The organism is Streptomyces sp. NPDC107562, assembly GCF_055657325.1.
On the sequence record NZ_JBVKBE010000014.1, the window covers coordinates 68492 to 94958 of the forward strand.

Genomic DNA, 26467 nt, shown 5'->3' on the forward strand with positions numbered 1-26467 from the left:
TTCGCAGAACACGTCTCTGCGAAGCGGCCCAACTCGAACTGGGCAGGGACTACCGCCGACCGCAGTCGGTACAGACCCCGCGGAGATTGCACAGCGTGGAGACCGCAGGCGGCCTAGGTGCTGATTTCCGCCTCGAAACGCGTCTGCGCCCGATCTAGAAGCTCATCCGCATCGTGCCCCCGTGCCCACAGCCAATGGAGCACGCCCGCGATGACGTCGACCGCGGCGTCCTCGACCAAGGCGGTACCCAGTGGACGCGAAGCACCGCTCAGCGGGCCGGTCGACGCCCGGCTTCCGTGCGGTTGAGTTCGATCGGTCGGTTCGGTCGCCAACTCGCACCAGGTCGCTTTCCGATCAAGGCGGAGATCCACGCCCCAGCGATCGGCGGTCGCTGCGACAAGCGCCATACCTCGGCCGCCTTCGCAGTCGCTCCCAGCCTGCATCAGCGTCGGCAGGGCACGGCAGTCGGGATCGTGGACCTCGATCCGCAGGTATGTGTCGTTCATCGAGACCGCCAGCGTGGCCGGGGTGCCGCGGCCGACGTGTGTGATTACGTTGGACACCAGCTCGCTTACGCAGAGTTGTGCTCCGTCCACGATCTCGTGAAGCCCCCAGATGCCCAGGTGCAGCTTCATGATGCGCCGCAATGTCGCCACTTCTTCGGGCTCGGCCGTGAACGCCAGCTCCCAAGGCTTCCGCTGCAGACATGCAATGTTGAGCACGAAAGGTCGACCCCTCTCATCACATGCTCGACACGCCGACGAAGCGACGTGACGTCACCAATACATACAGTGACTGGCACCGACGGCCAGCATGCGGCCCGCCCATCCCGTCGTGCAATGTGCACGACGGGATTCCCGCGTACGAGTGATTGGCAAGCCCAAACCTTGGCGCGAGACTGAACGTCCGCTACCAGAAGGGTTTTGTGATGGCCGGCTCTCCGACGGCACGCCGTCGCCGTCTCTCGATCGAGCTGAAGAAGCTCCGCGAGTCGAGTGCCCTCACCTGCGCTCAGGTCGGCCAGGCCCTCGACTGGAGCGGCTCAAAGGTCAATCGCATGGAAACGGGGAGCGGTCGCGTCCAACCATCGGACGTCGATGCTCTGTGCCGGTTCTACGAAACCACCGACGAGCTACGCGACTTCCTCAAGTCACTTGCACGGCAGGCGAAGACACGCGGCTGGTGGCAGGTGCACGGCTCCGGCATTCCTGAGTGGTTCAACATCTACATCGGGCTCGAGCAGGACGCATCCACGATCCGCCAGTACCAGTGCGAAGTGGTTCCCGGCCTGATGCAAGTCGGACCGTACGCTCGCGAGCTCCACACGACCGGCGCGCACATGTCCTCTCAGGACATCGACAAGGCAGTACGTGTACGCCTGGAACGCCAGGTCATGCTCACACGACCTGATGCTCCCGAGGCCTGGTTCATCGTGAACGAGGCCGTCGTACGCAACGTGATCGGAGATCGTTCCCTGATGCGTGACCAGCTCGAACGGGTCTTGGACGCAGCGGAGCTGCCGAAGGTTACTCTGCAGGTGCTTCCGTTCGATTCGGGTACCTACCCCACCACCGGTTCCTTCACCATGCTCGGATTTCCTGCCCAGGAGGACCTCGACCTGGTGTACCGGGACGGAATCACTGATGCCGTCTACCTGGAAGGCGAGCATCATGTTCGTGAGTACGCACGGGCATTCGACGGCTTGCGCGCCGCAGCTCTGAGTCCTCAGCGTTCCGCCCAGCTGATCAAGTCCGTTCTCAAGGATTACGCAGGATGAGCATGGAAGTGTCGCTCGACGAGTACCGTCCGGCATGGTTCCGATCGTCGTACAGCAACGGCGCCGGAGGCGAGTGCGTGGAGTGCGCGCCGACCCACACAGGCGTACTTCTCCGCGATTCCAAAGGCAGCACGGCTTCCGTCGTGATGGTGAGCGGCAAGACATGGAGCGCTTTCATCGAGGGCTTGAAAGGCGGGGCGCCCTGTCGGCCTCGCACAGTCGGGAGACTTCGAACGGAGTCGGTGGTACAGGCGGAAGTCGACCCGGTGTGACCTGACGTTGGTTATGAGGTGCCCACGGCCGCCCGGTTGTTCTGAGGGTGGCGGTTGCGGGGCGAGGGTCAAGAGCGCCCTTCGGGCGTCGGCTTCGCCGATTCCGCTGCGCTCCACTCCTGACACTCGCCCCTCCACCGCGGTGTTTCCTCCGGCCGGGCGGCCCAGGGGTGGGGCCTCCGGGATCGGTGGGTGCGTAGTGGCGCCGCGTCGCCGGGTGCCAGTGTGCGGGGGTGCGCACCGGCCTATCGGGGCACGCCGGCTCGGCTTGGCGGGTGGCGCAAGCGCTCGTGGATCGAGCCTGTCGGCCCCCCTGGCTGTCTGCCAGGATCTCCCCGGTGTTCAGGGCCACTTGGGGGAGGACGAACATGCGTATCGGGGTGTATCTCGCGCATCCGCGGGACGGGAGCTTCAATCACGCCCTCTTCGGGGCCGTGGTCGGTGAGTTGCGTCGACGTGGGTGTGATGTCGTCGCGCATGATCTGTGTGCCGAGGGGTTTCCGGCCGAGGTGTCCGCCGAGGAGACGGGGACCGTTCAGGTCGCGGCGCGTGCCGGGGATGCCCAGGTCGCGCTGCATCGGGGCGAGGTCGCCACGCTGAACGCCCTGGTGTTCGTGCATCCCAACTGGTGGGGGATGCCGCCCGCCGTGCTGGTCGGGTGGGTGCAACGGGTGTTCGTGCCGGGAGTTGCCTACAAGTTGGGGAGTGCGCAAGGGGAGCCCGTCGGGCTGCTGCGGGCCCGGCGGGCGCTGGTGCTGAACACGTCCGACACTCCCGCCGAGCGGGAGGCGGGTGAGTTCGGAGATCCTTTGGACCGGGTCTGGAGGGCCTGCGTCCTGCCGTACGTGGGCGTCGTCGACGTGCGGCGCGTGGTGTTCCGTACGGTCGGCGATTCGAGTGAGGAGCAGCGTGCCGCGTGGCTCACCCGGGCTCGGCGCGAAGCCGCCGCGCTCCTGGACGCGCGGCATCCGTCCAGCCATTCGTGACCGCTTCGGCGCGCCCCGGCTCAAGATGCGATCTCCGCGGCCCGCGCGGGACGATGAGGAAACCGCCAGGAGTTTCAACTGCCAGGAGTGTTGAAACTGCCCGGAGACTCAACTGCCAGGAGACTCAGCTGCCAGGAGCTTCATCCGCCTACCCCCACCCTGATGATCATGCTGCTCGCGGACAAGAACGCCCTGATCTACGGCGCCGGTGGGGCGGTGGGAGGCGCCGTCGCGCGTGCCTTCGCCCGAGAAGGGGCCACCGTCTTCCTCGCCGGTCGCACCGAAGGCAAGCTGCAGGCGGTGGCCGGGGACATCGCCGCCGCCGGCGGGCGGGCCTGGACCGTGCGGGTCGACGCGCTCGACGAGGGGTCCGTCGAGGACTGTGTCGCCGGGGTCGCCGCGCGGGCGGGGCGCATCGACGTCTCGTTCAACGCCATCGGGCTCGACGAGGTCCAAGGGACGCCGCTCGTCGAGATGTCCTACGACGACTTCGCGCGGCCCATCGGCATCGCGACGCGGACGCAGTTCCTGACCGCGAGGGCCGTCGCGCCCCGCATGATCGAGGCCGGGTCCGGCGTGATCATGATGATCACGGCCACCCCCTCCCGGATCCCCTTCCCCCTCGTCGGCGGCTTCGGCGTCACCTGCGCCGCGTTGGAGGGCCTGTCCCGCACGCTGGCGGCGGAACTGGGCCCGAGTGGTGTGCGGGTCATCTGTCTGCGCTCGGCCGGATCGGTGGAGTCGATCGAGGACGTGCTGGACAGACACGCCGCCGGCACCGGGACGACCCGGGACGACTTCGTCGCCCAGCTCACGGAGATGACCCTGCTGAAGCGGCTGCCCTCCCTCGCCGACGTCGGCAATGTCGCCGCGCTCATGGCGTCGGACCACGCGGCCGCCATGACCGGCGCGGTCCCCAACGTCACCTGCGGCCAGGTCGTCGACTGACGGCCCCGGCGAGCGGCTTCGGAGTCAGCTCCGCCCGGCCGAACAACAGCGCGTACCCCCGCGGGAGTTGGCGCAGCAGGTCGTCCACCGAGGCGTCGCCGATCACCTCGGGCAGGACACCGAGGACGGAGCTGACGTCCCAGCGGGCGGTCGCCGGGGTGGCGCCCTCCACGCGGCTCGCCACCGCGTCGACGAACTCCGGGGCGGTGAGCGGGCGGGGCGCCGGGATCTCGGAGGCGACGGCCCGCGCCGCCTCCTCCGGGAGGGCCTGCGCCAGGGCCACCCGTGCGTCGCCCGGGACGTGCCGGCCGAGGGCGCGCAGGACGGTGCGGGTGAGGCGCTCCGCCTCTGTCCGCGTCGGGTACCGGCCCGCCCGCTGTACGGCAGTGATCAGTTCTGTCCAGGTCACGGTGCGGGCCGGCGCCGTCGTCAGGGGCGGCATCGTGGGTGCGGTCATCGTGCGGCCTTCTCCTCCAGGTGGGCCGAAAGAGTCCAGGTGGGCGCGGGGGCGTCCCGCAGGCGGGGTGCCGTGCCCGCGGGACGCCGCTCGTCGACTGCCCTGATCGGGCGTTCAGGTGCTGAGCTGCTTGCGGCTGTCGCCGCCGGTGATCTGGATGCGGCGTGGCTTGGCCGCCTCCGCGACGGGGATGCGCAGCGTGAGGACGCCCGCTTCGTACGAGGCGTCGATGCGGTCCGTGTCGAGGGTCTCGCCGAGGAAGAGCTGACGGGTGAAGGTTCCCGTGGGGCGTTCGGCGACGATCATCTCCGCGCCCTGGGGGGCGGGGACGCGGCGCTCGGCGCGGACGTTCAGGACGTTGCGTTCGACGTCCAGTTCGATCGTCTCGGGGTCGATGCCGGGCAGGTCGAAGTGGACGACGAAGTCGTCACCGGACCGGTAGGCGTCCATCGGCATCGCGGCCGGACGGGCGGGGCCGAAGACCTGCTGCGCGAGGCGGTCGAATTCACGGAAGGGGTCGGTACGCATGAGCATCACGGGTCACTCCTTTCGGAAGAGGCTGGGTGCGATGCCCTACGCCTTCTTATATAGCTCGCGCGAGGAAAGTTGACAAGCCACGACTCAGGTTAAGTGCACCGGGGCAGGTGAGCAGTAGTCTCGGGGACGGACACGAGGTCGTACGAGGAGGCAGCAGATGGTCAGGGTTCCCAGCGCGCTCGTCGCCGCGAGCGGGCTCGTCGGCGGGTACGGTGTCGCCCGCTGGACCAGGAAGCGGCAGCTCGGCGGAGTCGTGCTCGCCGTTGCGGGGGCGGCAGCGGCCCAGCAGTGGCGGGAGCGGGCCGGCGGGAAGGCCGCGGGCGCGCTCGGCGCCGCGTACGTCGCCGCCTTCGCGGGGTCGCACCCGCTGGCCAAGAAGGTGGGCGCCTGGCCCGCCGTGTTCGGGGTGGCAGGGGCCGTCGCCCTCGCGTCCTGGGCCGTCGCCGACCGCCGGGCGTGAGCCACTACGCCGACCTGAACGCCCTCCGGTAGCCCTGCGGGCTCGTCCCCACCACCCTGCGGAAGCGTTCCCTGAATGCCGTCGGCGAGCCGAAGCCGGCCTGCGTCGCGATGCGTTCGACCGGGTACGACGTCGTCTCCAGCAGGTACTGCGCCCGCCGCACCCGCGCCCGGTGCAGCCACTGCAAGGGCGTCGTCCCCGTCTGCTCCCGGAAGCGCCGGTTGAGGGTGCGCGTGCTCATCCCGGCCCGCGTCGCGACCTCGTCCAGGGTCAGGTCGCGGTCGCAGTTGTCCTCCAGCCAGGCCAGCAGGGGCTCCAGCGTCGCGCCCGCCGGGGCCGGGGGCTGGTCGTGCACGATGAACTGAGCCTGCCCGCCCTCCCGTTCCAGCGGCATCACCGACATCCGGGCGGCGTGTGCCGCGACCGCCGAGCCGTGGTCCTTGCGGATCATGTGCAGGCACATGTCCAGCGCCGCCGCCGCGCCCGCGGACGTCAGGAACTGGCCGTTGTCGACGTAGAGGACGTTCGGGTCGACCGTCACCTCCGGGTGGCGCCGCGCGAGTTCCGGCGCCGCGATCCAGTGCGTCGTGGCACGCAGGCCGTCCAGCAGGCCGGTCGCGGCGAAGAGGAACGCGCCGACGCAGACCGACGCGATCCGTGTACCGTTCGCCGCCGCCGCGCACAGCGCCTCGGCGACCCCGGGCGGCAGCGTCCGCGGCGGGTCCTCGACGCCGGGCAGGATGATCGTGTCGGCCTCCGCCAGCGCCTCCAGGCCGTACGGCGCCCGCACGGTGAACGCCCCCGCGTTCACCTCCCCGCGCTCCGCGCAGACCCGCACCCGGTAGGCCTCCCGGCCGTCCGGCAGCCGGGCCCAGCCGAAGGCGTCGATCGGGGCGGAGAGGTCGAAGGGGATGACGCCGTCCAGCGCCAGTACGGCCACGGTGTGCATGGCGCGATCCTAGGCGTACGACGAACTCTCGCCAATCCTGGACGGCCTGGACACGGTCCGACGCGCGTCGTCCGCCCGCTGACGGGGCCCGCGGGCCCGCCCTGACGCCCGTGGCGAGAATCCGTCGAAGGCTGGCACTACCGCCACTTCTCCAAGATCCACCACGCCCCTAGCGTCGACGTCCGTGACCAAGTTCCTCCTCGCCGTCCATGTCCTCGCCGCGATCGTCGCCGTCGGGCCCGTCACCGTCGCCGCGAGCATGTTCCCGCCCGCCGCGCGCCGGGCCATGGCCGCGCCCGACGACCCGAAGGCCGCCGAGACGGTCCAACTGCTGCACCGGATCTGCCGGGTGTACGCGACCGTCGGTGTCGTCGTGCCCGTGTTCGGGTTCGCGACCGCGAGCGCCATGGGCGTGCTCGGCGACGCCTGGCTGATCGTGTCGATCGGGCTGACCGCCCTGGCCGCGGTCGTGCTCGCCGCCCTGGTGCTGCCCCGGCAGGGCGCGCTCGTGGAGGGCGTCGGGACACGGGAGGCGACCGTGCGGCTGGCCATGTTCACCGGCGTATTCAACCTGCTGTGGGCGGTCGTGACGGTGCTGATGATCGTCCGCCCGGGGTCCATGACCGGCGCGTGAGCCCTATCGCCGGTGGGTGAGCACGTTCACCACACGCCCGTTCGGGTCGCGGACGAAGAAGCGCCGTACGCCCCACTCCTCGTCGCGCAGTTCCCGTACGACCTCCGCACCCGAGGCCAGCACCCGCGCGTACACCGCGTCGACGTCCTCGACCTCCACGCTGAGGTCGGGGACGACGGGCGCGGTGCGTTCCTCGGTGAGGAAGATGAGCTGAGCGGTGGGGTTGGCGGGGGAGGCCAGCGTCATCACCCAGCCCAGGTTCATGACCTCCTCCAGGCCGAGCAGACCGTAGAAGTCACGGTTGCCCTCCATCGCCGCCTCGGACGGCACCTGGCAGTCGGGGACGATTCTGCGGACGGTCATGGGTACGACTCCCGGGCTGTCAGGCTGTGGTGTCGGACGTGCCGGTCCCCGTCGTCACCGACAGCGGCGTCGCGATGTCCTCCAGGGACCGCCGCTCCGCCCGGACCGCGAGGAAGACCGCGACCAGACCTGCCGCGCACATCAGTCCGGCACCGATCTGGAAGGCGAGCACGGTGTCGGCGACGACGCCCGACTCGGTCAGGTCGGCGAAGATCAGCGGGCCGCTGATGCCGCCGGCCGCGGTGCCGAGGGCGTAGAAGAAGGCGATGGCCATGGCCCGGGTCTCCATCGGGAAGACCTCCGAGACGGTGAGGTAGGCGCTGGACGCGCCCGCCGAGGCGAAGAACAGCACCACGCACCAGCATGCCGTCATCGTCGTCGCCGTCAGGGAGCCCCGGTCGAAGAGCCAGGCCGTGGCGAAGAGGAGCAGGCCGGAGAGGATGTACGTCGAGGAGATCATCACCCGGCGGCCCACCGTGTCGAAGAGCTTGCCGAGCAGCAGGGGGCCGAGGAAGTTGCCGGCCGCGATGACGGCGAAGTAGTAACCGGTCCGTCCGGTGGGCACGTCGAAGAACGTGCTGAGGATGGTGCCGAAGCCGAAGGTGATGGCGTTGTACAGGAACGCCTGGCCGATGAAGAGGGACAGCCCGAGCACGGCCCGGCGCGGATAGCGGCCGAAGACGGTCTTGGCGATCAGGCCGAAGCCGATGCTCTTGCGCACCTGGATGGTGATCTCGCCGGCGGGAGGCGGCAGCGGCTCACCCTTCTCCTGCTCGATCTCCCGTTCGACGGAGGAGACCAGGTCCTCCGCCTTCTCGCCCCGGCCGTGGATGAACTGCCATCGTGGCGACTCCGGGACATGACGTCGTACCAGCAGGATGACCAGGCCCAGGACGACGCCGAGCGCGAAGCTGAGCCGCCAGCCCAGGTCCTTCGGGAAGATCGCGGTGTCCAGCATGACGATCGACAGCAGGGCGCCGCCGATGGCGCCGAGCCAGTAGCTGCCGTTGATGATGAGGTCGACCCGGCCCCGGTAGAGGGAGGGGATCAGCTCGTCGATCGCCGAGTTGATGGCCGCGTACTCGCCGCCGATGCCGAAGCCGGTGAGGAAGCGGAAGAGGAAGAACCACCACGACTCGAAGGACAGCGCCGTCATGGCGGTGGCCGCCAGATACACCGCCAGCGTCACCATGAACAGCTTCTTGCGGCCGTAGCGGTCGGTCAGCCAGCCGAAGAACAGGGCGCCCGTACAGGCGCCCGCCACGTACAGCGCCGCCGCGACGCCGGTGACCTGGGCGGCGGTGATGTCGAGGCCGCTGCCCTCCTCGGCGAGCCGGCCGGCGACATTGCCGACGATGGTGACTTCGAGACCGTCCAGGATCCAGACGGTGCCGAGGCCGATCACGATCATCCAGTGCCACCGGGACCACGGCAGCCGGTCCAGACGGGCCGGGACGGACGTGGTGATGGTTCCGGTGGAGGCGGGCACAGAATCCGGCGACGACGACGCTGCTGCTGTCATGGCTCCCTCTCCGTCGGGCGACCCCCTCCCGTCTGCCCGGAAAGCGGGGGGTCACGCCCGTACGCGGACGTGGGAGGTCACGCCCCCAGCATGCGGGAGACGGTGTAGATCAGCAGCCCGGCCAGCGAGCCGACGACCGTGCCGTTGATCCGGATGAACTGCAGGTCACGACCGATGTGAGCCTCGATCTTCCGGGTGGTGTGCTCGGCGTCCCAGCCGGCCACCGTGTCGGTGATCAGCAGGGTGATCTCGCTGCGGTACGTCGTCACGACGTGCACGGCCGCGCCCTCGACCCAGTTGTCCACCTTGTCCTGGACCTTGGGTTCGGTCGCCATCCGGGCGCCCAGGGAGAGCAGGGAGGCCCGCACCCGCAGCCGCAGCTCGCTGCGCTCGTCCTCGGCCGCGGAGACGATCATGGAGCGTACGGCCGTCCAGGCGGAGGCGATCAGGTCCTGGACCTCGCCCCGGCCCAGCACCTCGCCCTTGAGCCGCTCCACCTTCGCGCGGGTCTCGGTGTCGGACTGGAGGTCGGCGGCGAAGTCGGAGAGGAAGCGGTCCAGGGCGCCGCGCGCCGGATGGGACGGCATGTCCCGCATCTCCGCGCAGAAGCGCAGCAGCTCCTTGTAGACCCGCTCGCCGACCTTGCGGTCCACGAAGCGGGGGGTCCAGCCGGGCGCGCCGCCCTGCACGGCGTCCATCACGGAGTCGCTGTGCAGCACCAGCCAGTCGTGCGCGCGGGAGACGACCAGGTCGACGACCCGTTTGTGCCCGCCGTCGGCGACGACCTTCTCCAGCATCTTGCCGATGCCGGGCGCGATCTCCTGGACGCCGGCCCGCCGGGTGATCGCCTCGCCGACCACCGCCTGCACGTCGGAGTCGCGCAGCACGGTGAGCGCGCCGCGCAGGGCCGTCGCCAGCTCGGCCGTCACCCGGTCGGCGTTCTGGGGTTCGGCGAGCCAGGCGCCGAGGCGGCTGCCGATGCCGACGGCACGCAGCCGCTGCCGTACGACGTCCTCGGAGAGGAAGTTCTCACCGACGAACTCCCCCAGCGAGACGCCCAGCTGGTCCTTCTTGGTGGGGATGATCGCGGTGTGCGGGATGGGGATGCCGAGCGGGTGACGGAAGAGGGCGGTGACGGCGAACCAGTCGGCCAGCGCGCCGACCATGCCGGCCTCGGCGGCGGCGGCGACATAGCCGGCCCAAGGGCCGGCGCCCGAGTTCTGCGCCCATTTGGCCAGTACGTAGACCACGGCCACCAGAAGCAGCAGGCCGGTCGCGGTGAGTTTCATCCGGCGTACGCCGCGCCGCTTCTCCTCGTCGGCCGGGCTGAACGTCGTCATCGCCCGGACGGCGGACGCGGGCACGCCGCGCCCCGCGCCCGCGCGGTTACCGGCGGTGCCCGGTCGGGCATGCTGCTCTACGGCACCTGCTCCCGTTTCGCCTGCTTGATCCGTTTTCGTACGATCCATCCGCTCCACCCGTTCCCGAGCCTCCACTCCTCATTGTCCCTTCCTGACCGACTCCTGGAACGTGACAGGAGTTCCCGGCGTCTGTGGGGAGGGGCGGCGCACCTTCCCCCACCCCATGGCGCATCATGGGAGTCGATCACCTCGGAGCCTCGGGCTCCGCTTCCTCCCGAGGAGAAACGCACCGCATGACCAGGCGTCATCACGGTTATGCCTTGCTCGCCGCCGTCGTCTCGCTGATCGTGGCCATGTCGGTCGCCATATACGCCGGAGCCGCCTCCGACGGCGGCACGGCGCCGGGCCCGCTCGCGGGACCACGCCCGCCGCACCCTCCCGCCGCCCCGGCCTCCACCGGCACCTGGGTCGGCTCCTGGTCGACCTCCCCGTCGGCCGCCGAGCCCGGCACCGAGACCGCCGGCCTGCGCGACCGCTCCGTACGCAACGTCGTCCACACCAGTGTCGGCGGTACGGGTGCCCGGATCACGCTGTCCAATCTCTACGGCCGGCTGCCGCTGACCCTCACCCGGGCCACGATCGCGCTCGCCGCCGCCGACGACAGCGCGGCCGCGATCCCGCGGACCATGCGGCGGCTGACGTTCAACGGCCTCCCCACCGTCGTGATCCCGCCGGGGGAACAGGTGATGAGCGACGGTGTGCGCCTGCCCGTCCCGGCCGACAGCGACGTCCTGGTCACCACGTACGCCCCCGCAGAGCCGGGCCCCGTCACCGTGCACCCGCGCGTGCGGCAGATCTCGTACGCCGCGCGGGGCGAGCGCACCGAGGACGTGACCGGCGCGCCGTACACCGAACAGGTCGAGGCCTGGCGGTATCTGACCGCCCTCGACGTGCTCAGCGGGGAGTCCGACGGCACCCTGGTCGCCTTCGGCGACTCCCTCACCGAAGGGCACTCCTCCACCGTGGGCGCCAACCGGCGCTGGCCCGACGTCCTGTCCGACCGGCTGCGCGAGGCGGCCGACGCGGGCGAGGACGTGCCCCGCTACAGCGTCGTCAACCAGGGCATCGGCGGCAACCGCGTCCTGACCGGCGGTCTGGGCCGCCCCGCCGACAACCCGAGCGGCCTCAGCCGCTTCCCGCGTGACGTGCTCGGCCGCACGAACGTCCGGGTCGTCGTCATCGACCTCGGCGTCAACGACATCCTGCGCTCCCCCACGGTCATCGACCCCGGCCAGGTCCTCGACGGCCTGCGCACGCTGGTCGGCCAGGCCCACGCCCGGGGCATCCGGGTCGTCGGCGCCACCCTGATGCCGTTCGGCGGGCACCGCGGCTACAGCGACGAGCGCGAGGCGGTACGGCAGGAGATGAACGCCGAGATCCGCTCCGGTCGCCTCTTCGACGCGGTGGTCGACTTCGACCGGGCGGTACGCGATCCGTACGCCCCGCGCAGGTTCCGCCCGGACTACGACTCCGGCGACCATCTGCACCCCAACGACCGCGGCTACGACCGCATGGCCCACGAGTTCGACCTGCCCACCCTCAAGGACGCGGCCCCGGCCCACCTGTAAGGAGAAACGGGACGGGCCCGGAGCGGTGGGGCACGGGGCCCGGGGGGCGGGTGCGGCCCGGAGCAGTAGGGCGCAAGCCCGGGGCCGTGGGGCGCGGGCCCGGGGTGGTGGGGCGCGGGCCCGGGGCGCGAAGCGGCGGGCTCCGGGCGAGGGCGCGGGCCCGGGACGCGGGCTCGGGGCGCGGAACGGCGGGTACTAAGGGGAAGCGCGGGTCCGGAACTACGGCACAGCCCCGGCCGGACCCCCGGCGCGAAGCGGCACGCTCCGGGCGCGGGGCAAGAGCCTCCCGGTGAAGCGGGCCCGGGGCGGCGGGCTCCAGGCGGGAGCGCGGACCCGGGGCGCGGGCTCGGGACGCGGAGCGACGGGTACCGGGTGGAAGCGCGGGTCCGGAACGACGGCACAGCCCCGGAACCCGGGCGCGAAGCGGCGCTCCGGGCGCGGGCGCCGGGTGCGAAGCGGCGATCCGGGCGCGGGCCGGGTGCGAAGCGGCGCTCCGGGCGGGAGCGCGGGCCCGGAACCACGGCACAGCCCCGGAACCTGGGCGCGAAGCGGCGCTCCGGCCGCGGGGCAACAGCCTCCGGGTGGAGCGGGCCCGGGGCGCGAAGCGGCGGGCTCCGGGCGGGAGTGCGGGCTCGGGGCACGGAACGGTGGGTACCCAGTGGAAGCGCGGGTCCGGGACCACGGCACAGCCCCCGAACCCGGGCGCGAGGCGGCGCGCTGGCGCGGGGGCAACACCCTCCGGGTGGAGCTGGCCCGGAACTAGGGCGGGAGCCCGGGATCAGGGCACGGACTCCAGGCAAGGGCGCAGCGCGCCGAACTCCGGGTGGAGGCGCGAGCCCGGAAGCACGGCGCGAGCCCGGGACCAAGACGCCAGCCCGGAAGCACGGCGCCAGCCCCTAAGCAGGCGTCGGCCCGCGATCAAGGCGCCGGCCCGGGGCCACTGTGGGGGCTCCGGGCGGGGGCACTGTGGGCGTTGGGTGGGGGTGCGGGGGTCAGTTCGTGTCTCGTCGTTGGTCGTGGCCCCAGCCGTGCCCCTCGTCGCCATGGCCCAGCATCCGCCGGTCGCCGCCCTCGACGTCCCGCTGCTCGCCGCCGCGGCGCACCCGTACCTGCTTGCGCTCGATGCCGACCCCGCCCCAGAAGGCGAACCCGGAGACGATCACGCGCGGGGCGCCCGGGTCGCCCGGCACCCCGTCCTCACGGCTGTCGAAGCCGCCCATGATCCCGATGCCGCGGACGACGACCTCGACGCCGGGAGGCACGACGATGCTCACGCCGCCCATGATGGCCACGCAGTTGAGCTCGACCTCGCGGTCGGCGAACAGCGCGTCACGCAGGTCGAGTTCCCCGCCGCCCCAGAACGTGAAGCAGGTGAACCGCTTCGGCACGGTCCAGCGCCCCTTGCGCTGGAACCCGGACATCACGGCGACGCCGCCCGACGAGGATCCCCGGCCCCCGGTGATCCGCCCGGCCCAACCCCCGCGCGCCGCGGGCTCCTTGACCATCGAGACCGCCGGACCCGGCGCCGCGCCCCCGGCGGGCAGGTCCCGCGTGATGGGGGCCAGCTCGCCGTAGGTCCGCGCCTGGTAGGTCGCGTCGAGGCGTTCCTCGAACTCCGTCATGTCCAGCCGCCCCTCCGCGAGGGCGTCCCGCAGGACCTCGGCGACTCGCTCGCGATCGGCGTCGGAGGCTCGCAGCTCCGGGGCATCGTCGGTCATGGGCAGCAGCCTACGTTTTCCACGGTCCCGGCACTACGCGGTGCCGGGACTCAGCCGCGCCGGGGCTCCGCGACGTCCCCCGTCGCCCGCAGCATCCGCGCGATCACCGCCTCGATGTCCGGCTCCCGCACCGAGAGGTCCACCAGCGGATACTCCGCCGCGATCCGCGCCACCAGCGGCGCCGCCGACTCCGCCGCCGGGAAGGCCAGCCACTGCCGGGGGCCCTCCACGCGGACGACCCGCGCCGGTGCCGGCGCCTCGATCGGCGGCAGTTCCCGCTCCAGGTCGACGACGAGGGTGCGCTCGCTCTCCCCCGCCTCGTGCAGCCCGGCGAGCCCGCCGTCGTACACCAGGTGCCCGTGGTCGATGACCATCACCCGGGAGCAGAGCTGCTCGATGTCCTGGAGGTCATGGGTGGTGAGCAGCACCGTCGTGCCGCGCTCGGCGTTCAGTTCGCGCAGGAACTGCCGCACCCTGGCCTTGGAGATGACGTCCAGGCCGATGGTCGGCTCGTCCAGGTAGAGCACCTCGGGATCGTGCAGCAGCGCCGCGGCGATGTCCCCGCGCATCCGCTGGCCCAGCGAGAGCTGCCGTACCGGCACGTCCAGCAGGTCGGCCAGCTCCAGGAGTTCGACGCAGCGTTCGAGGTTGGCGCGGTAGCGGGCGTCGGGGATCCGGTACATGCGGTGCATCAGCCGGTACGAATCGATGAGCGGAAGATCCCACCACAGCGTCGTGCGCTGGCCGAAGACCACCCCTATCCGGTGCGCCAGCCGGGTCCGCTCACGGGACGGGTCGATGCCCGCGACCCGCACCCGCCCACCGCTCGGGGTGAGGATGCCGGTCAGCATCTTGATCGTGGTCGACTTCCCGGCGCCGTTCGGCCCGATGTAGCCGACCATCTCGCCGCGGGCCACCCGGAACGAGATCGCGTCGACGGCCCGCACCAGCCGCCGCTCCCGCTTCAGGAAGCCGGCCTTCGTACGCACCTCGAAGACCTTCTCGACCCGGTCGACCTCGATGAACCCCTCGGCGTCCGTGGCGCCCGCTCCGTCCGTCTCTGTCACTCTCACCGGCCTAACTCCCTGTGCTCCGATACGACTTGAGTCCGGCCCGCCAGGCCAGCCCCGCGAGCGCGCAGCACGCCGCCGCCACCAGCGGCGGTGCGAAGGCCACCCACTCGGGCAGGTCCAGCGGGTAGGGCCGCCCCAGGATGTGGCTCGCGGGCAGCCAGTTGACGAAGGCCAGCGGCAGCACGAAGGTCACCCCGCGCACCAGTTCCTTGCCGAAGACGGTCGGCGGGTACTGGAGCAGCGTCGTGCCGCCGTAGGTGAACGCGTTCTGCACCTCGGAGGCGTCCTGCGCGACGAACTGGAAGGCGGCGCCCCCGACGAACACCGCGCAGAAGATCGCCGCCCCGCTGAGCAGCATCATCGGCATCAGCAGCACCTTCAGCGGCGTCCAGTCGACGTCGAGCGCGACCAGCGCGTAGCCGAGGACCAGCGCGCCCTGGACGACCCGGCCGAGACGGCGCAGCCCGAACCGGTCGGCGGCGACCTGCGCGAGGACGGGCGCCGGACGCACCAGCAGCGTGTCCAGCGTGCCGTCGCGCACCCGGCGGCCGAGCCGCTCCATCGACCCGATGGCCAGATCGGCCAGCCCGAAGGCGACACCGGTCAGGCCGTACAGGAAGGCGATCTCGGGCAGGGTCCAGCCGCCGAGCTCGTCGACCCGGGAGAACATCAGCAGGATGGCGACGAAGTCGAGGCCGGTCGCCGCGAAGTTGCCGAGGGCGGTCACGGCGAACGACGTCCGGTAGGCCATGGTGGACCTGATCCACATGGCGACGATCAGCCCGTACGCGCGCAGTCCCTCGGCGATCCGGCCGGACCACCGCAGCCGCCCCCTGTCAGCCACCCTGCACCACCACCCGCCGGGTGGCCGCCGACTCCATCAGCCGCCCGACCGCCAGCAGCGCCACCGCCCACGCGCCCTGGAAGAGGAAGGTGCCGAGCGGTTCGGCCCGGCCGAGCAGGACGTCCGCCGGCGCCTGGAGCAGCGACGACCACGGCAGCACCCGGACGATCTCGCCGAGCAGGCCGGGGAAGACGTTCAGGGGCAGCAGCATGCCGGAGCAGAAGTAGCCCAGCAGCCAGGTCATCTGGGACACGCCGGTGCCGTCGAGCAGCCAGAACGCGCTCAGCGCCACCAGGTACCGCAGCCCGAAGCTGACGACCATCCCGAGCAGCACCGCGACCAGACAGGCCGCCCAGGTCACCGGGTCCGAGGGCAGCGCGACGTCGAAGGCCAGCGCCCCGAACGCGAACGGCAACACCCCGCGCCCCAGCAGCTGGAAGAAGGCCCGGCCCAAGTCAGCCGCGAGCCACCACAGTTGCAGATCGACCGGGCGGTGGAGATCGATCGCCACATCACCCGTACGGATGCGTTCCATCAGTTCGTTCTCGAAGCCGCCGCCCCCGATCGCGAGGGTCGACAGCAGCGCCTGGCCGAGCCACACGTAGGTGACGGCCTGTGCCTGGTCGTACCCGCCGAGCTGCGGTCTCTCGTCCCACAGGGCGAGATAGGCGTAGACGAGGATGAGCCCGAAGACCGTGTTGGTGAACACCCCGGCGGCCGTGGCCGCCCGATAGGTCGCGTACCGTCGGAAATTCCCCACCGCGACGGCCGCGTACAACCGTCCCGTGCCCACACCGAACCACCGTCCCCGACGAGCCGACACCGAAGCGCAGGAGCCTAGTACCCGGCGCAGGACGCCTGCCAGGCATTTTTCGGGCGGGACACGTGCCCGGATCCGGGAACGGAACGGCCGGTGCGGGAGTCTTCAGAGGGGGGCGCAGATGACGTACGAGGAAACACACAGGAGTCCGTGCACGACATGAGTGACGAGCCGCAGCCTCAGCAGCCGAACCAGGGCGGGCCCGGAAACGGGGAGACCGGGCGGGCGAAGCGCACCGGATGGCGCCGGATCCTCCCGACCTGGCGCATGCTGCTGGGCACCTTCGTCATCGGCGTCCTGCTGCTGATCGGCCTGTTCTACCTCGGCTACTCGATGGTCAAGATCCCCTCCGCGAACGCGCTGGCGACCAAGCAGAGCAACGTCTACCTCTACGCGGACGGCTCGCAGCTCGCCCGGGACGGCGAGGTCAACCGGGAGAACGTGGACCTCGCGCAGATCTCCAAGGACGCGCAGCACGCCGTGCTGGCCGCCGAGGACCGCGACTTCTACTCCGAGTCCGCGATCGACCCCAAGGCCATGGTGCGCGCGGGCTGGAACACGGCCACCGGCAAGGGCAAGCAGTCGGGCTCCACGATCACCCAGCAGTACGTGAAGAACTACTACCTGGCCCAGGAACAGACGGTCACGCGGAAGGTCAAGGAGTTCTTCATCTCGATCAAGCTCGATCGGGAGAAGAGCAAGAACGACATCCTGGAGGGCTACCTCAACACCAGCTACTTCGGCCGCAACGCCTACGGCATCCAGGCCGCCGCCCAGGCCTACTACGGCATGGACGCCACCGACCTCGACGCGGCCCGCGGCGCCTATCTCGCCGCGCTGCTGAACGCGCCCAGCGAGTACGACGTCGTCGCCCACCCGGAGAGCCGGCCCGCGGCCCAGGCCCGCTGGAACTACGTCCTGGACGGCATGGTCAAGGAGGGCTGGCTCACCCGCTCCGAGCGGGCCGGCCTGAAGTTCCCGATGCCGAAGGAGGCCACCGTCTCGACCGGGATGTCCGGGCAGCGCGGCTACGTCGTCGACGCGATCAAGCAGTACCTCGTCGAGCACGACGTCGTCGACGCCGCATCCCTCGAAGCGGGCGGCTACCGCATCACCACCACGCTGCAGAAGCCGCGCCAGGACGCCTTCGTGAAGGCCGTCGACGACAAGCTGATGTCCCAGCTGGACAAGGAGAACCGCGAGGTCGACAACTACGTCCGCGCGGGCGGCGCCGCCGTCGACCCGAAGACGGGCAAGGTCGTCGCGATGTACGGCGGCATCGACTACGTGAAGCAGTACACCAACGGCGCCACGCGCCGGGACTTCCAGGTCGGCTCCATCTTCAAGCCCCTGGTGTTCACCTCGGCCGTCGAGAACGGCTCGATCACCCAGCAGGGCACCCGCATCACGCCCAACACGTTCTACGACGGCACCAACAAGCGCCCCGTGCAGGGCTGGAACGGCGCCTACGCGCCGGAGAACGAGGACCAGGTCTCCTACGGCGACCTCACGGTCCGCGAGGCCACCGACAAGTCCGTGAACGCGGTGTACGCGCAGATGGCCGTCGACGTCGGCCCCGACAAGGTCATGCGCACCGCGGTCGACCTCGGTCTGCCCTCCAGCACACCGGAACTGGGCCCGTACCCGTCGATCGCGCTCGGCGTCGCCCAGGCGAGCGTCCTCGACATGGCCGAGGCGTACGCGACGCTCGCCAACCACGGCGAGCACGGCACGTACACCCTGATCGAGAAGATCACCCGAGGCGGCTCCGAGGTCGAGATGCCCGAGCGGCACACCACCCAGGCCGTCAGCCGCGAGGCCGCCGACACCACGACGTCGGTCCTGCGGAGCGTCGTGGACAACGGCACCGCCACCGCCGCGCAGGCCGCCGGCCGTCCGGCGGCCGGAAAGACGGGCACCGCGGAGGAGGACCAGGCGGCCTGGTTCGCGGGCTACACCCCCGAGCTGGCCACGGTCGTCGCCGTGATGGGCCAGGACCCGAAGACGGCCGCCCACAAGTCGCTGTACGGCGCGATCGGCCTGGAGCGCGTCAACGGCGGCGGACCGCCCGCCGAGATCTGGGCCCAGTTCACCAAGGACGCCCTGGAAGGCACCCCGGTCTCCGACTTCGACCTGCGCCTCCAGGAGGGCGCCGACGTCGTCCTCACGCCCCCGGCCCCGCCCACCCTTGAGGAGAACACCGGCGACCCCAGCCAGGAGGACCCGACCGGCACCGGCGACCCGCAGATCCCGGGCACGGCGCAGGGCGGTGCGACCGACGGCGGGACCCCGGGCGACGGCGGCACGACGACCGGCGGCACGCCCACGGACGGCGGGGTCACCGGCGGGGAGTCCGACGGCGGGGCCACCACCGACGGGGGCACCACCGGCGACGGCGGTACGACGGACGGCGGCGCGAGCACCGGCGGGGACCCCACCACAGCGGGCCCGACCACCGGCGGCCTCCAGGGCGGCACCACCGACGGCTCGACGACCTTTGGCACGACGACGGGAGCACTGGGCCCCCGCCGGCTGTGAACCCGTTCCGGCCCCGCCCCGGGGCCCCTAGTGACCGGAGGTCGCCTTCAGGCCGACGACGGCGACCAGCAGCAGACAGACGAAGAAGATCCGGGCGGCGGTGACGGGCTCGCCCAGCACCACCATGCCGAGCACCGCCGCCCCGGCCGCCCCGATCCCGACCCACACGCCGTAGGCGGTACCGATGGGCAGGGACTTCGCGGCGTACGAGAGCAGCAGCATGCTGGTGACGATGCCGGCGCCGGTGAGCAGACTGGGGACGAGCCGGGTGAAGCCGTCGGTGTACTTCATCCCGATCGACCAGCCGACTTCGAGCAGGCCGGCGACGATCAGCAGAACCCAGGCCATGACAGGCACCTCCGGGAGACAGGCGGACTGACGGGGGTGCGTCGTCTTTGCCTTCTCCCGGTACGGCGCGTCTCGTCGGGTGCCTCTCCAAGGTAGCAAAACGCCGGCAGGGCAGAGAAAAAAGGGCTGGTGACCATGGTCACCAGCCCTTTCGTGCCGCTCGCCGGGACCGGCGCCTACAGATACAGCCCCGTGGAGTCCTCGGACCCCTCGAACCGGTCGGCGGCCACCGCGTGCAGGTCACGCTCGCGCATCAGGACGTACGCGACACCCCGCACCTCCACCTCGGCGCGGTCCTCCGGGTCGTACAGGACCCGGTCGCCCGGCTCCACGGCCCGTACGTTCTGCCCCACCGCCACGACCTCCGCCCACGCCAGCCGACGGCCCACGGCCGCCGTGGCGGGGATCAGGATGCCGCCGCCGGAACGCCGCTCGCCCTCGCTGGTGTCCTGCCGCACGAGCACGCGGTCGTGGAGCATCCGGATGGGCAGCTTGTCGGGATGGGTGCTGTCGTTTCTGTTGCCGCTCACGTCCTTGAACCTACCTGCATCCGGGGAATTCGTACGCCGGCGGGGTCAGCGCCTGCGGCGCCGGGTGCCGAGCGCGAGCAGCCCGACGACGCCGACGGCGACGAGCGCCACGGGCAGCACGCGGGCCATCCGGGGCGAGCCGTCCTCGTCCACGAACTGCCGCCTGACGTCGCTCACCGCCCGGTTGACCTGAACGTAGGCTCGTCCAAGGGTGTGATCGACATTCGAGACGACCTTCGCCTTGGCGTCCCCGACGATGGTCTTCGGGTGCACCCGCACACCGAGCTCGTCGAGGGTCTCGGCCAGCACTTCGCGGCGGCGCCTGATGTCCGCCTCGATCTGCGCCGGGGTTCTGGTGTCCGACGATTCCGCCACCGTACGGCCTCCGAAGTCTGCTGATGCTGTTCCGGACAGTCTGTCAGTTCCCTGGGCGACCGCACTGTCAGGACCCCCGGTTACGCTGGATCGATGAGCGAACGACTCCAGCCCGGGGACGTGGCCCCCGCCTTCACCCTGCCCGACGCCGACGGTCACGAGGTGTCCCTCGCGGACCACAAGGGCCGCAAGGTCATCGTCTACTTCTACCCCGCGGCGCTGACGCGAGGCTGCACCAAGCAGGCCTGCGACTTCACGGACAACCTCGACGTGCTCGCCGGCGCCGGCTACGACGTCATCGGCATCTCGCCGGACAAGCCCGTCAAGCTCGCGAAGTTCCGCGAACAGGAGTCCCTGAAGGTCACCCTGCTCGCCGACCCCGACAAGCAGGTCCTGGAGTCCTACGGCGCCTTCGGCGAGAAGAAGCTCTACGGCAAGACGGTCGTCGGCGTCATCCGCTCCACGGTGATCGTCGACGAGGAGGGCAAGGTCGAACGCGCCCTCTACAACGTCAAGGCCACGGGCCACGTAGCCAAAATCATCAAGGACCTGGGCGTCTGACCGTCCGACCGCCCCACGACGGGAAGGCCGCCGCGCGAACTGCCACGCCCTGACGGTGACATGGTGCGCGAAGTCCAGGCTCCGGCGGGACGGGTGCCCCCGTACACTGAGGTCGCCGAGCGGCATCGCACAACCGGATGTCCGTTTTGGGGCGGTCGTGGCGAAATAGGCGATACGCGCGGGTTTTAGGTGCCCGTGGGAGAAATCCCGTGTGGGTTCGAGTCCCACCGACCGCACCTCCCTGTGACGAGGGGCGCTCCACCGGCCGGTGGAGCGCCCCTCGTCGTGCTCTCGGGGTCAGCCGAGCAGGTCCCGTACCGCTGGGACCAGTGCGCGGAATGCCTTGCCTCGGTGGCTGATGGCGTTCTTCTCGTCGGGGCTCAGTTCCGCGCAGGTGCGGGTCTCGCCCTCGGGCTGGAGGATCGGGTCGTAGCCGAAGCCGTGGGTGCCGATCGGCTCGTGGCGCAGTACGCCCGTCAGCCGGCCCTCGACCACCCGTTCCGTGCCGTCCGGCAGAGCGAGCGCCGCCGCGCAGGCGAAGTGGGCGCCGCGGTGCTCCTCGGCGATGTCGGAGAGCTGGGCCAGCAGGAGTTCGAGGTTGGCGCGGTCGTCGCCGTGCCGGCCGGACCAGCGGGCCGAGAAGATGCCCGGCGCGCCGCCGAGGACGTCGACGCACAGGCCCGAGTCGTCGGCGACCGCGGGCAGGCCGGTGGCCTGGGCGAGGGCGTGGGCCTTGAGCAGGGCGTTCTCGGCGAAGGTCACGCCTGTTTCCCGGACGTCGGGGATGTCGGGGTAGGCGTCCGCGCCGACGAGGTCGTGCGGCAGACCTGCGTCGGCGAGGATCGCCTTCAGCTCGGTGATCTTTCCGGGGTTGCGGGTGGCGAGGATCAAGCGGGTCATGCCCTCAGTATCCAGGCCCCGGTGCCCCGGCTCGCCCGCGCGCGGCTTACGGAGTGCAGACCTTGGTCAGCTCGCCGGCCGCGTCCGTGATCGGGCTGATGTCGGGGGTCTCGTCGCCGTTCTCCACGGACGTGCGGACGTTGTCGACGGCCTGCTGGAGGTCGTCGACCGCCTTGTTGACGTCGGCGTTGTCGGTCTTGTCGCCGATCTCGCCGAGGTTCTGCTCGATGGAGTCGAGGGACTCCGCGAGCTGCGTCGGGTCGTTGGCGGCGCTCTCGACAGCCTGCTGGAGATCCGTGACGCTGTCGGCGATGGCGTCGGCGGTCTGGACGCAGTCGAGTGCCTTGCTCACGGCGTCGCAACCGGTGGTGAGCCCGGCGGTCAGCACGACGGCCGCAAATGTGGCGGCGACGGCTGCGGTACGGCGTCGGCGGCGGCTCTCGGCCATGGAACGGTCCCTCCCTCGGATCGGGCCCGACGGGCCCGGCTGCTGGCCGGGCGCACAGGGATGAGCCGTGCGCCCGTACCTCATGAGACGCGGCCGCGCGCGGGACGGTTGCCCGCACCGACCACAGCTTTTTGTGCGCCCTTTACCTTCCGCGCGCCGAACGGGCAGAGCATTTCTCGCGCCGCACGGGCAGAGCATTTCTCGCGCCGCGCAGGCAGAGCAGCATTCCTCGCGCCGCACGGGCAGAGCATTCCTCGCCGGGCCGGCGGACCCTCCCCCGAGCGGCAGGGACGGAGCCGGCCCCACCCGGCGGCCGGAGCCTGACCCGACCCGCGCGGCGCGGCCTCCCCGATCCCGGCCCGCGGGGCGGCGCCCTACTTCTCGCTGGTCACCGTCAGCGCCGCCCGCTGCAGGGCGGAGAGTTCGGTGCAGCCGGCCACCGCGAGGTCGAGGAGCGCGTTGAGCTCCTCGCGGGCGAACGGCTCGGCCTCCGCGGTGCCCTGGACCTCGACGAAGCGTCCGTCGCCGGTGCAGACGACGTTCATGTCGGTCTCGGCGCGCACGTCCTCCTCGTAGCAGAGGTCGAGCAGCGGGACGCCGCCGACGATGCCGACGGACACCGCGCTGACGGTGCCGGTCAGGGGCTGACGGCCGGCCCGGATCAGCTTCTTGCCCTGGGCCCAGGTGACGGCGTCGGCCAGGGCGACGTACGCGCCGGTGATGGCGGCGGTGCGGGTGCCGCCGTCGGCCTGGAGGACGTCGCAGTCGAGGACGATGGTGTTCTCGCCGAGCGCCTTGTAGTCGATGACCGCGCGCAGGGAGCGGCCGATGAGGCGGGAGATCTCGTGCGTACGGCCCCCGATCCTGCCCTTGACCGACTCGCGGTCGCCCCGGGTGTTGGTGGAGCGGGGCAGCATCGCGTATTCCGCGGTGACCCAGCCCTCTCCGCTGCCCTTGCGCCAGCGCGGCACGCCCTCCGTCACGGAGGCGGTGCAGAAGACCTTGGTGTCGCCGAAGGAGACGAGGACGGAGCCCTCGGCGTGCTTGCTCCAGCCACGTTCGATGGTGACCGGGCGGAGCTGTTCGGGGGTGCGGCCGTCGATGCGAGACATGGGTCGAGCCTAGCCCCCCGTCACCGCTGCTCGGACCCGCATGCGGAAGGGGCCCTTCCCGGTGCGGGAAGGGCCCCTTCCGGAGCCGGCCAGGGTCACATCATGTCTTCGATGTCCGCGGCGAGGGGGTCGGCGTCGGTGCCGATGACGACCTGGATGGCGGTGCCCATCTTCACGACGCCGTGGGCGCCGGCGCCCTTGAGGGCGGCGTCGTCGACCAGCGCGGGGTCGGACACCTCCACCCGCAGCCGCGTGATGCAGCCTTCGACCTCTTCGATGTTGTCGATGCCACCGAGCCCGGCAACGATCTTCTCAGCCTTGCTGGCCATGTCCTTCTCCCTGATCCGACCTGGTCCGAAGCGCTTTGTCGCAGTAACCCACAGTTGGCCCAGCTTCGCGAGCGGTCATGGCCTGCGTACCGAATGATGGCGTCACGACAGCGGAGCCTTCCGCCGACTGGTCTACACCACCTGGCGGACGCTCGCCAAACCCGGTCCCTCCGGGAGGAGTCCGATGAGTGCCGACAGCGTCGCACGCCCCTCTCGCAGCCGCTGGAGCGCCCTCTTCCAAGGCATGCAGAAGATGGGGCGCAGCCTCCAGCTTCCCATCGCCGTCCTCCCGGCCGCCGGCATCCTCAACCGGCTGGGACAGCCGGACCTGTTCGGCGACGAGGGGCTGGGCTGGACCGACGTCTCCAAGGTGATGGCGGGCGCGGGCGGGGCGCTGCTGGACAGCGCGCTCGGGCTCCCCCTTCTCTTCTGTGTGGGTGTCGCGATCGGCATGGCGAAGAAGTCGGACGGCTCGACCGCGCTCGCGGCGGTGGCGGGGTTCCTCGTCTACTTCTCGGTGCTGCGCCAGTTCCCGCAGGAGTGCCCGGCCGGGGCGCGGGTGATCGTCGCGGGCTGTCAGGCCAACGACGGGACGGTGTCGGTCTTCACGTACCAGAACCCGGGGGTGTTCGGTGGGATCGTGATGGGGCTGCTGTCCGCCTTCTTCTGGCAGCGCTACCACCGTACGAAGCTGGTGGACTGGCTCGGCTTCTTCAACGGCCGGCGGCTGGTGCCGATCATCATGGCGTTCGTCGCGATCGGGTTCGCGGCGCTGTGCCTGTGGGTCTGGCCGCCGATCGGCGCGGCGCTGGAGAGCTTCAGCGACTGGATGAGCGATCTGGGCGCGTGGGGCGCGGCGGTGTTCGGGGTCGCGAACCGGGCGCTGCTGGTGGTCGGCCTGCACCAGTTCCTGAACGTGCCCATCTGGTTCCAGTTCGGTACGTACGTCGAGCCCGACGGCACGGTGGTGCACGGCGACATCAACATGTTCCTGGCGGGCGACCCGGACGCGGGCCAGTTCACCACGGGCTTCTTCCCGATCATGATGTTCGCGCTGCCCGCCGCGGCCCTCGCGATGACGCACTGCGCCAGGCCGGACCGTCGCAAGGAGGTCGGCGGGCTGATGCTGTCGGTGGCCCTGACGTCGTTCGTCACCGGCATCACCGAGCCCCTGGAGTACTCGTTCCTCTTCGTCGCCCCCGCCCTCTACGTCGTCCACGCGCTGCTGACCGGTGTGTCGATGGCGGTGTCGTGGGGTCTGGGCGCGAAGGACGGCTTCAGCTTCTCGGCGGGACTGATCGACTACGTCATCAACTGGAACCTGGCGACGAAGCCGTGGCTGCTGGTGCCGATCGGGCTGGCCTTCGCGGTCCTCTACTACGCGATCTTCCGGTTCGCGATCACCAGGTTCGATCTGAAGACGCCCGGACGGGAGCCGGAGGACGAGGTCGAGGACGTCACCAAGTCCTGAGGAACGGCCACTGCGGGTAGCGGCTCGGTAGCAAGAATCGCGGGTTCCTTATGCGGCCTTCATCGTGCTACAACAGGTCTACACCACTGATGGTGTAGACCACCTGGACGCCGCCGTCCCCCTTCCCTTTCCGTTGCTGGGCGGCGCCATGCCCACTGGAGGAAGTTGTGTCCACGGCCAGCGCCGCTCCCGCGGCCGAGAAGAAGAAGGGCTCCGGCACGATGGCTGTTCTGCAGCGTATCGGCCGCAGCCTGATGCTGCCGGTCGCCGTGCTGCCCGCCGCCGCGCTGCTGGTCCGCTTCGGCAACGCCGACATGCTCGGCGACCCGGAGTACCCCGCCTTCCTCACGAAGATCGCGGGCTTCATGACGGCCGGCGGCAACGCCATTCTCGACAACATGGCGCTGCTCTTCGCGGTGGGCATCGCGATCGGCTTCGCGAAGAAGTCGGACGGCTCGACCGCGCTCGCGGCCGTCGTCGGCTACCTCGTCTTCAAGAACGTGCTGGGCACGTTCACGGACGGCAGCCTGCCCAAGAAGGAAGCCATAGTCGACGGCAAGATCGTCATGGTCGAGCAGGCGGTGGACGCCAAGGTCCTCGGCGGCGTGGTCATGGGCATCGTCGTCGCGCTGCTCTACCAGCGCTTCTACCGCACCAAGCTGCCCGACTGGGCGGGCTTCTTCGGCGGTCGCCGCCTGGTCCCGATCCTGGCGGCCTTCGCGGGTCTGCTCATCGGCATCGTCTTCGGCTACATCTGGCCGGTGCTCGGCACGGGTCTGCACAACTTCGGTGAGTGGCTGGTCGGCTCCGGCGCCGTGGGCGCGGGCATCTTCGGTGTCGCCAACCGCGCGCTGATCCCGATCGGCATGCACCACCTGCTGAACTCCTTCCCGTGGTTCCAGGCGGGCGAGTACGAGGGCAAGAGCGGCGACATCGCCCGCTTCCTGGCCGGTGACCCGACCGCGGGCCAGTTCATGACCGGCTTCTTCCCGATCATGATGTTCGCCCTGCCGGCCGCCTGCCTCGCGATCGTGCACTGCGCCCGCCCGGAGCGCCGCAAGGTCGTCGGCGGCATGATGTTCTCCCTCGCGCTGACCTCGTTCGTCACCGGTGTCACCGAGCCGATCGAGTTCACCTTCATGTTCATCGCGCCGGTGCTCTACGCCCTGCACGCGGTGCTGACCGGTGTCTCCATGGCGCTGACCTGGGCGCTGGGCATGAAGGACGGCTTCGGCTTCTCGGCCGGCGCGGTCGACTTCTTCCTGAACCTGGGCATCGCGACCAACCCGTGGGGCCTGGCCCTGGTCGGCCTCTGCTTCGCGGCCGTCTACTACGTGGTCTTCCGCTTCGCGATCACCAAGTTCAACCTCCCGACGCCGGGCCGCGAGTCCGACGAGGAACTGGCGGAACTGCAGAAGGCCGAGGCGAAGTAGCCCCGGTCGGTCCCGACCGTACGAAGGCCCCCGGACGGCGTCCGGGGGCCTTCGTCGTGTTGTCGGGGCGCCG

29 protein-coding genes, 1 tRNA gene and 1 riboswitch are annotated in these 26467 nt (G+C 70.7%); of the genes, 12 read left to right on the forward strand and 18 right to left on the reverse strand.

Annotated elements, in window-relative coordinates:
* Nucleotides 1–113: 113 nt before the first annotated feature.
* Nucleotides 114–722 carry an ATP-binding protein gene (locus ACZ7LV_RS30685; RefSeq protein WP_471944083.1) on the reverse strand — a complete coding sequence of 203 codons (609 nt, stop codon included), beginning with the start codon at nucleotides 720–722 and terminating at the stop codon, nucleotides 114–116.
* 206 nt (nucleotides 723–928) lie between these two features.
* Here ACZ7LV_RS30685 and ACZ7LV_RS30690 point away from each other — a divergent pair, with 206 nt between their 5' ends.
* From ACZ7LV_RS30690 to ACZ7LV_RS30705, 4 genes are all read left to right on the forward strand, one after another.
* Nucleotides 929–1777 carry a helix-turn-helix domain-containing protein gene (locus tag ACZ7LV_RS30690; protein WP_471944085.1) on the forward strand — a complete coding sequence of 283 codons (849 nt, stop codon included), beginning with the start codon at nucleotides 929–931 and terminating at the stop codon, nucleotides 1775–1777.
* Between the two features lie 2 nt (nucleotides 1778–1779).
* Complete coding sequence (locus tag ACZ7LV_RS30695) at nucleotides 1780–2049, forward strand: DUF397 domain-containing protein (protein ID WP_471944277.1); 270 nt, start codon at nucleotides 1780–1782, stop codon at nucleotides 2047–2049.
* A gap of 368 nt (nucleotides 2050–2417) precedes the next feature.
* Nucleotides 2418–3035, forward strand: a complete 618-nt coding sequence (locus ACZ7LV_RS30700; protein ID WP_471944086.1) for an NAD(P)H-dependent oxidoreductase — start codon at nucleotides 2418–2420, stop codon at nucleotides 3033–3035.
* Nucleotides 3036–3197: 162 nt separating this feature from the next.
* A complete protein-coding gene (locus tag ACZ7LV_RS30705; RefSeq protein WP_471944087.1) occupies nucleotides 3198–3983 on the forward strand; it encodes an SDR family NAD(P)-dependent oxidoreductase in 786 nt (261 codons plus the stop codon).
* Here the strand turns inward: ACZ7LV_RS30705 and ACZ7LV_RS30710 are convergent.
* Nucleotides 3958–4440, reverse strand: a complete 483-nt coding sequence (locus ACZ7LV_RS30710; RefSeq protein WP_471944089.1) for a DUF2267 domain-containing protein — start codon at nucleotides 4438–4440, stop codon at nucleotides 3958–3960. The genes ACZ7LV_RS30705 and ACZ7LV_RS30710 overlap by 26 nt on opposite strands.
* Nucleotides 4441–4554: 114 nt before the next feature.
* The gene (locus tag ACZ7LV_RS30715) at nucleotides 4555–4974 is read right to left on the reverse strand and encodes an Hsp20/alpha crystallin family protein (protein WP_471944091.1); all 420 of its coding nucleotides are present in this window, start codon (nucleotides 4972–4974) and stop codon (nucleotides 4555–4557) included.
* A gap of 160 nt (nucleotides 4975–5134) precedes the next feature.
* On the opposite strand from ACZ7LV_RS30715, the gene ACZ7LV_RS30720 reads away from it, so the two are divergent.
* Entirely contained in the window at nucleotides 5135–5437 is a 303-nt protein-coding gene (locus ACZ7LV_RS30720; protein WP_471944093.1) for a hypothetical protein, read from the forward strand.
* Nucleotides 5438–5441: 4 nt separating this feature from the next.
* On the opposite strand, the gene ACZ7LV_RS30725 is transcribed toward ACZ7LV_RS30720, so the two are convergent.
* Nucleotides 5442–6386 (reverse strand): GlxA family transcriptional regulator, encoded by a 945-nt coding sequence (locus tag ACZ7LV_RS30725; RefSeq protein WP_471944095.1) that lies wholly within the window; start codon nucleotides 6384–6386, stop codon nucleotides 5442–5444.
* 184 nt (nucleotides 6387–6570) lie between these two features.
* Here ACZ7LV_RS30725 and ACZ7LV_RS30730 point away from each other — a divergent pair, with 184 nt between their 5' ends.
* A complete protein-coding gene (locus ACZ7LV_RS30730) occupies nucleotides 6571–7020 on the forward strand; it encodes a hypothetical protein (protein ID WP_471944097.1) in 450 nt (149 codons plus the stop codon).
* A 3-nt stretch (nucleotides 7021–7023) separates the two neighbouring features.
* Here the strand turns inward: ACZ7LV_RS30730 and ACZ7LV_RS30735 are convergent, their stop codons facing one another.
* The 3 genes from ACZ7LV_RS30735 to ACZ7LV_RS30745 form a co-directional block, all read right to left on the reverse strand.
* Nucleotides 7024–7383 (reverse strand): VOC family protein, encoded by a 360-nt coding sequence (locus ACZ7LV_RS30735; RefSeq protein ID WP_393104720.1) that lies wholly within the window; start codon nucleotides 7381–7383, stop codon nucleotides 7024–7026.
* Nucleotides 7384–7402: 19 nt separating this feature from the next.
* Nucleotides 7403–8905, reverse strand: a complete 1503-nt coding sequence (locus ACZ7LV_RS30740) for an MFS transporter (RefSeq protein WP_471944099.1) — start codon at nucleotides 8903–8905, stop codon at nucleotides 7403–7405.
* A gap of 77 nt (nucleotides 8906–8982) precedes the next feature.
* Nucleotides 8983–10374: a DUF445 domain-containing protein gene (locus ACZ7LV_RS30745; protein WP_471944100.1), complete on the reverse strand. Its 1392-nt coding sequence runs from the start codon at nucleotides 10372–10374 to the stop codon at nucleotides 8983–8985.
* A 185-nt stretch (nucleotides 10375–10559) separates the two neighbouring features.
* Between ACZ7LV_RS30745 and ACZ7LV_RS30750 the strand changes: the two genes are divergently transcribed.
* On the forward strand, nucleotides 10560–11894 hold the full coding sequence (locus ACZ7LV_RS30750; protein ID WP_471944102.1) for an SGNH/GDSL hydrolase family protein: 1335 nt from the start codon (nucleotides 10560–10562) through the stop codon (nucleotides 11892–11894).
* A 992-nt stretch (nucleotides 11895–12886) separates the two neighbouring features.
* On the opposite strand, the gene ACZ7LV_RS30755 is transcribed toward ACZ7LV_RS30750, so the two are convergent.
* Genes ACZ7LV_RS30755 through ACZ7LV_RS30770 form a run of 4 tightly spaced genes read right to left on the reverse strand, consistent with a single transcriptional unit; the run spans nucleotide 12887 to nucleotide 16322 of the window.
* The gene (locus tag ACZ7LV_RS30755; protein ID WP_471944104.1) at nucleotides 12887–13612 is read right to left on the reverse strand and encodes a DUF1707 SHOCT-like domain-containing protein; all 726 of its coding nucleotides are present in this window, start codon (nucleotides 13610–13612) and stop codon (nucleotides 12887–12889) included.
* Between the two features lie 50 nt (nucleotides 13613–13662).
* On the reverse strand, nucleotides 13663–14685 hold the full coding sequence (locus ACZ7LV_RS30760) for an ABC transporter ATP-binding protein (RefSeq protein WP_471944106.1): 1023 nt from the start codon (nucleotides 14683–14685) through the stop codon (nucleotides 13663–13665).
* Between the two features lie 4 nt (nucleotides 14686–14689).
* A complete protein-coding gene (locus ACZ7LV_RS30765) occupies nucleotides 14690–15529 on the reverse strand; it encodes an ABC transporter permease (RefSeq protein WP_471944108.1) in 840 nt (279 codons plus the stop codon).
* Nucleotides 15522–16322: an ABC transporter permease gene (locus tag ACZ7LV_RS30770; protein ID WP_471944109.1), complete on the reverse strand. Its 801-nt coding sequence runs from the start codon at nucleotides 16320–16322 to the stop codon at nucleotides 15522–15524. Before ACZ7LV_RS30770 ends, ACZ7LV_RS30765 begins: the two co-directional genes overlap by 8 nt.
* A 186-nt stretch (nucleotides 16323–16508) precedes the next feature.
* Here ACZ7LV_RS30770 and ACZ7LV_RS30775 point away from each other — a divergent pair, with 186 nt between their 5' ends.
* Nucleotides 16509–18887, forward strand: coding sequence for a transglycosylase domain-containing protein (locus ACZ7LV_RS30775; protein ID WP_471944110.1), 2379 nt, complete (start codon nucleotides 16509–16511; stop codon nucleotides 18885–18887).
* Between the two features lie 27 nt (nucleotides 18888–18914).
* Here the strand turns inward: ACZ7LV_RS30775 and ACZ7LV_RS30780 are convergent, their stop codons facing one another.
* The 3 genes from ACZ7LV_RS30780 to ACZ7LV_RS30790 form a co-directional block, all read right to left on the reverse strand.
* A complete protein-coding gene (locus ACZ7LV_RS30780) occupies nucleotides 18915–19235 on the reverse strand; it encodes a DMT family transporter (RefSeq protein ID WP_401680951.1) in 321 nt (106 codons plus the stop codon).
* A gap of 35 nt (nucleotides 19236–19270) precedes the next feature.
* Nucleotides 19271–19333: riboswitch (guanidine-III (ykkC-III) riboswitch) on the reverse strand.
* A gap of 78 nt (nucleotides 19334–19411) precedes the next feature.
* Complete coding sequence (locus tag ACZ7LV_RS30785) at nucleotides 19412–19714, reverse strand: GroES family chaperonin (protein WP_258021436.1); 303 nt, start codon at nucleotides 19712–19714, stop codon at nucleotides 19412–19414.
* Between the two features lie 96 nt (nucleotides 19715–19810).
* Nucleotides 19811–20140, reverse strand: coding sequence for a DUF3618 domain-containing protein (locus ACZ7LV_RS30790; RefSeq protein WP_471944112.1), 330 nt, complete (start codon nucleotides 20138–20140; stop codon nucleotides 19811–19813).
* A 93-nt stretch (nucleotides 20141–20233) separates the two neighbouring features.
* Between ACZ7LV_RS30790 and bcp the strand changes: the two genes are divergently transcribed.
* Complete coding sequence (bcp, locus tag ACZ7LV_RS30795) at nucleotides 20234–20701, forward strand: thioredoxin-dependent thiol peroxidase (protein WP_471944114.1); 468 nt, start codon at nucleotides 20234–20236, stop codon at nucleotides 20699–20701.
* 151 nt (nucleotides 20702–20852) lie between these two features.
* Nucleotides 20853–20937 (forward strand) — tRNA-Leu (locus tag ACZ7LV_RS30800).
* A gap of 61 nt (nucleotides 20938–20998) precedes the next feature.
* Here ACZ7LV_RS30800 and rdgB read toward each other — a convergent pair.
* The 4 genes from rdgB to ACZ7LV_RS30820 form a co-directional block, all read right to left on the reverse strand.
* Nucleotides 20999–21601, reverse strand: a complete 603-nt coding sequence (gene rdgB, locus ACZ7LV_RS30805) for an RdgB/HAM1 family non-canonical purine NTP pyrophosphatase (protein ID WP_471944116.1) — start codon at nucleotides 21599–21601, stop codon at nucleotides 20999–21001.
* A gap of 46 nt (nucleotides 21602–21647) precedes the next feature.
* Complete coding sequence (locus tag ACZ7LV_RS30810; protein WP_471944118.1) at nucleotides 21648–22049, reverse strand: hypothetical protein; 402 nt, start codon at nucleotides 22047–22049, stop codon at nucleotides 21648–21650.
* Nucleotides 22050–22423: 374 nt separating this feature from the next.
* A complete protein-coding gene (gene rph, locus ACZ7LV_RS30815) occupies nucleotides 22424–23161 on the reverse strand; it encodes a ribonuclease PH (RefSeq protein ID WP_471944120.1) in 738 nt (245 codons plus the stop codon).
* 95 nt (nucleotides 23162–23256) lie between these two features.
* Nucleotides 23257–23490 (reverse strand): PTS sugar transporter subunit IIB, encoded by a 234-nt coding sequence (locus tag ACZ7LV_RS30820; protein WP_393104696.1) that lies wholly within the window; start codon nucleotides 23488–23490, stop codon nucleotides 23257–23259.
* Nucleotides 23491–23674: 184 nt separating this feature from the next.
* On the opposite strand from ACZ7LV_RS30820, the gene ACZ7LV_RS30825 reads away from it, so the two are divergent.
* Together ACZ7LV_RS30825 and ACZ7LV_RS30830 are read left to right on the forward strand one after the other, a co-directional pair.
* Complete coding sequence (locus ACZ7LV_RS30825; protein WP_471944122.1) at nucleotides 23675–24961, forward strand: PTS transporter subunit EIIC; 1287 nt, start codon at nucleotides 23675–23677, stop codon at nucleotides 24959–24961.
* 167 nt (nucleotides 24962–25128) lie between these two features.
* Nucleotides 25129–26394, forward strand: coding sequence for a PTS transporter subunit EIIC (locus ACZ7LV_RS30830; RefSeq protein ID WP_471944124.1), 1266 nt, complete (start codon nucleotides 25129–25131; stop codon nucleotides 26392–26394).
* Nucleotides 26395–26467: the final 73 nt, after the last annotated feature.

Bases quoted from the DNA above. Each gene is read 5' to 3' on its own strand.
- ACZ7LV_RS30735 (WP_393104720.1), bottom strand. From the start codon at position 7,383: ATGACCGTCCGCAGAATCGTCCCCGACTGCCAGGTGCCGTCCGAGGCG.
- ACZ7LV_RS30715 (WP_471944091.1), bottom strand. From the start codon at position 4,974: ATGCTCATGCGTACCGACCCCTTCCGTGAATTCGACCGCCTCGCGCAG.
- ACZ7LV_RS30725 (WP_471944095.1), bottom strand. From the start codon at position 6,386: ATGCACACCGTGGCCGTACTGGCGCTGGACGGCGTCATCCCCTTCGAC.
- ACZ7LV_RS30695 (WP_471944277.1), top strand. From the start codon at position 1,780: ATGGAAGTGTCGCTCGACGAGTACCGTCCGGCATGGTTCCGATCGTCG.
- rdgB (WP_471944116.1), bottom strand. From the start codon at position 21,601: ATGACCCGCTTGATCCTCGCCACCCGCAACCCCGGAAAGATCACCGAG.
- ACZ7LV_RS30745 (WP_471944100.1), bottom strand. From the start codon at position 10,374: ATGGATCGTACGAAAACGGATCAAGCAGGCGAAACGGGAGCAGGTGCC.
- ACZ7LV_RS30750 (WP_471944102.1), top strand. From the start codon at position 10,560: ATGACCAGGCGTCATCACGGTTATGCCTTGCTCGCCGCCGTCGTCTCG.
- ACZ7LV_RS30785 (WP_258021436.1), bottom strand. From the start codon at position 19,714: ATGCTCCACGACCGCGTGCTCGTGCGGCAGGACACCAGCGAGGGCGAG.
- ACZ7LV_RS30740 (WP_471944099.1), bottom strand. From the start codon at position 8,905: ATGACAGCAGCAGCGTCGTCGTCGCCGGATTCTGTGCCCGCCTCCACC.
- ACZ7LV_RS30780 (WP_401680951.1), bottom strand. From the start codon at position 19,235: ATGGCCTGGGTTCTGCTGATCGTCGCCGGCCTGCTCGAAGTCGGCTGG.
- ACZ7LV_RS30775 (WP_471944110.1), top strand. From the start codon at position 16,509: ATGAGTGACGAGCCGCAGCCTCAGCAGCCGAACCAGGGCGGGCCCGGA.
- ACZ7LV_RS30720 (WP_471944093.1), top strand. From the start codon at position 5,135: ATGGTCAGGGTTCCCAGCGCGCTCGTCGCCGCGAGCGGGCTCGTCGGC.
- ACZ7LV_RS30810 (WP_471944118.1), bottom strand. From the start codon at position 22,049: ATGGCCGAGAGCCGCCGCCGACGCCGTACCGCAGCCGTCGCCGCCACA.
- bcp (WP_471944114.1), top strand. From the start codon at position 20,234: ATGAGCGAACGACTCCAGCCCGGGGACGTGGCCCCCGCCTTCACCCTG.
- ACZ7LV_RS30700 (WP_471944086.1), top strand. From the start codon at position 2,418: ATGCGTATCGGGGTGTATCTCGCGCATCCGCGGGACGGGAGCTTCAAT.
- rph (WP_471944120.1), bottom strand. From the start codon at position 23,161: ATGTCTCGCATCGACGGCCGCACCCCCGAACAGCTCCGCCCGGTCACC.
- ACZ7LV_RS30820 (WP_393104696.1), bottom strand. From the start codon at position 23,490: ATGGCCAGCAAGGCTGAGAAGATCGTTGCCGGGCTCGGTGGCATCGAC.
- ACZ7LV_RS30690 (WP_471944085.1), top strand. From the start codon at position 929: ATGGCCGGCTCTCCGACGGCACGCCGTCGCCGTCTCTCGATCGAGCTG.
- ACZ7LV_RS30825 (WP_471944122.1), top strand. From the start codon at position 23,675: ATGAGTGCCGACAGCGTCGCACGCCCCTCTCGCAGCCGCTGGAGCGCC.
- ACZ7LV_RS30710 (WP_471944089.1), bottom strand. From the start codon at position 4,440: ATGACCGCACCCACGATGCCGCCCCTGACGACGGCGCCGGCCCGCACC.
- ACZ7LV_RS30705 (WP_471944087.1), top strand. From the start codon at position 3,198: ATGATCATGCTGCTCGCGGACAAGAACGCCCTGATCTACGGCGCCGGT.
- ACZ7LV_RS30755 (WP_471944104.1), bottom strand. From the start codon at position 13,612: ATGACCGACGATGCCCCGGAGCTGCGAGCCTCCGACGCCGATCGCGAG.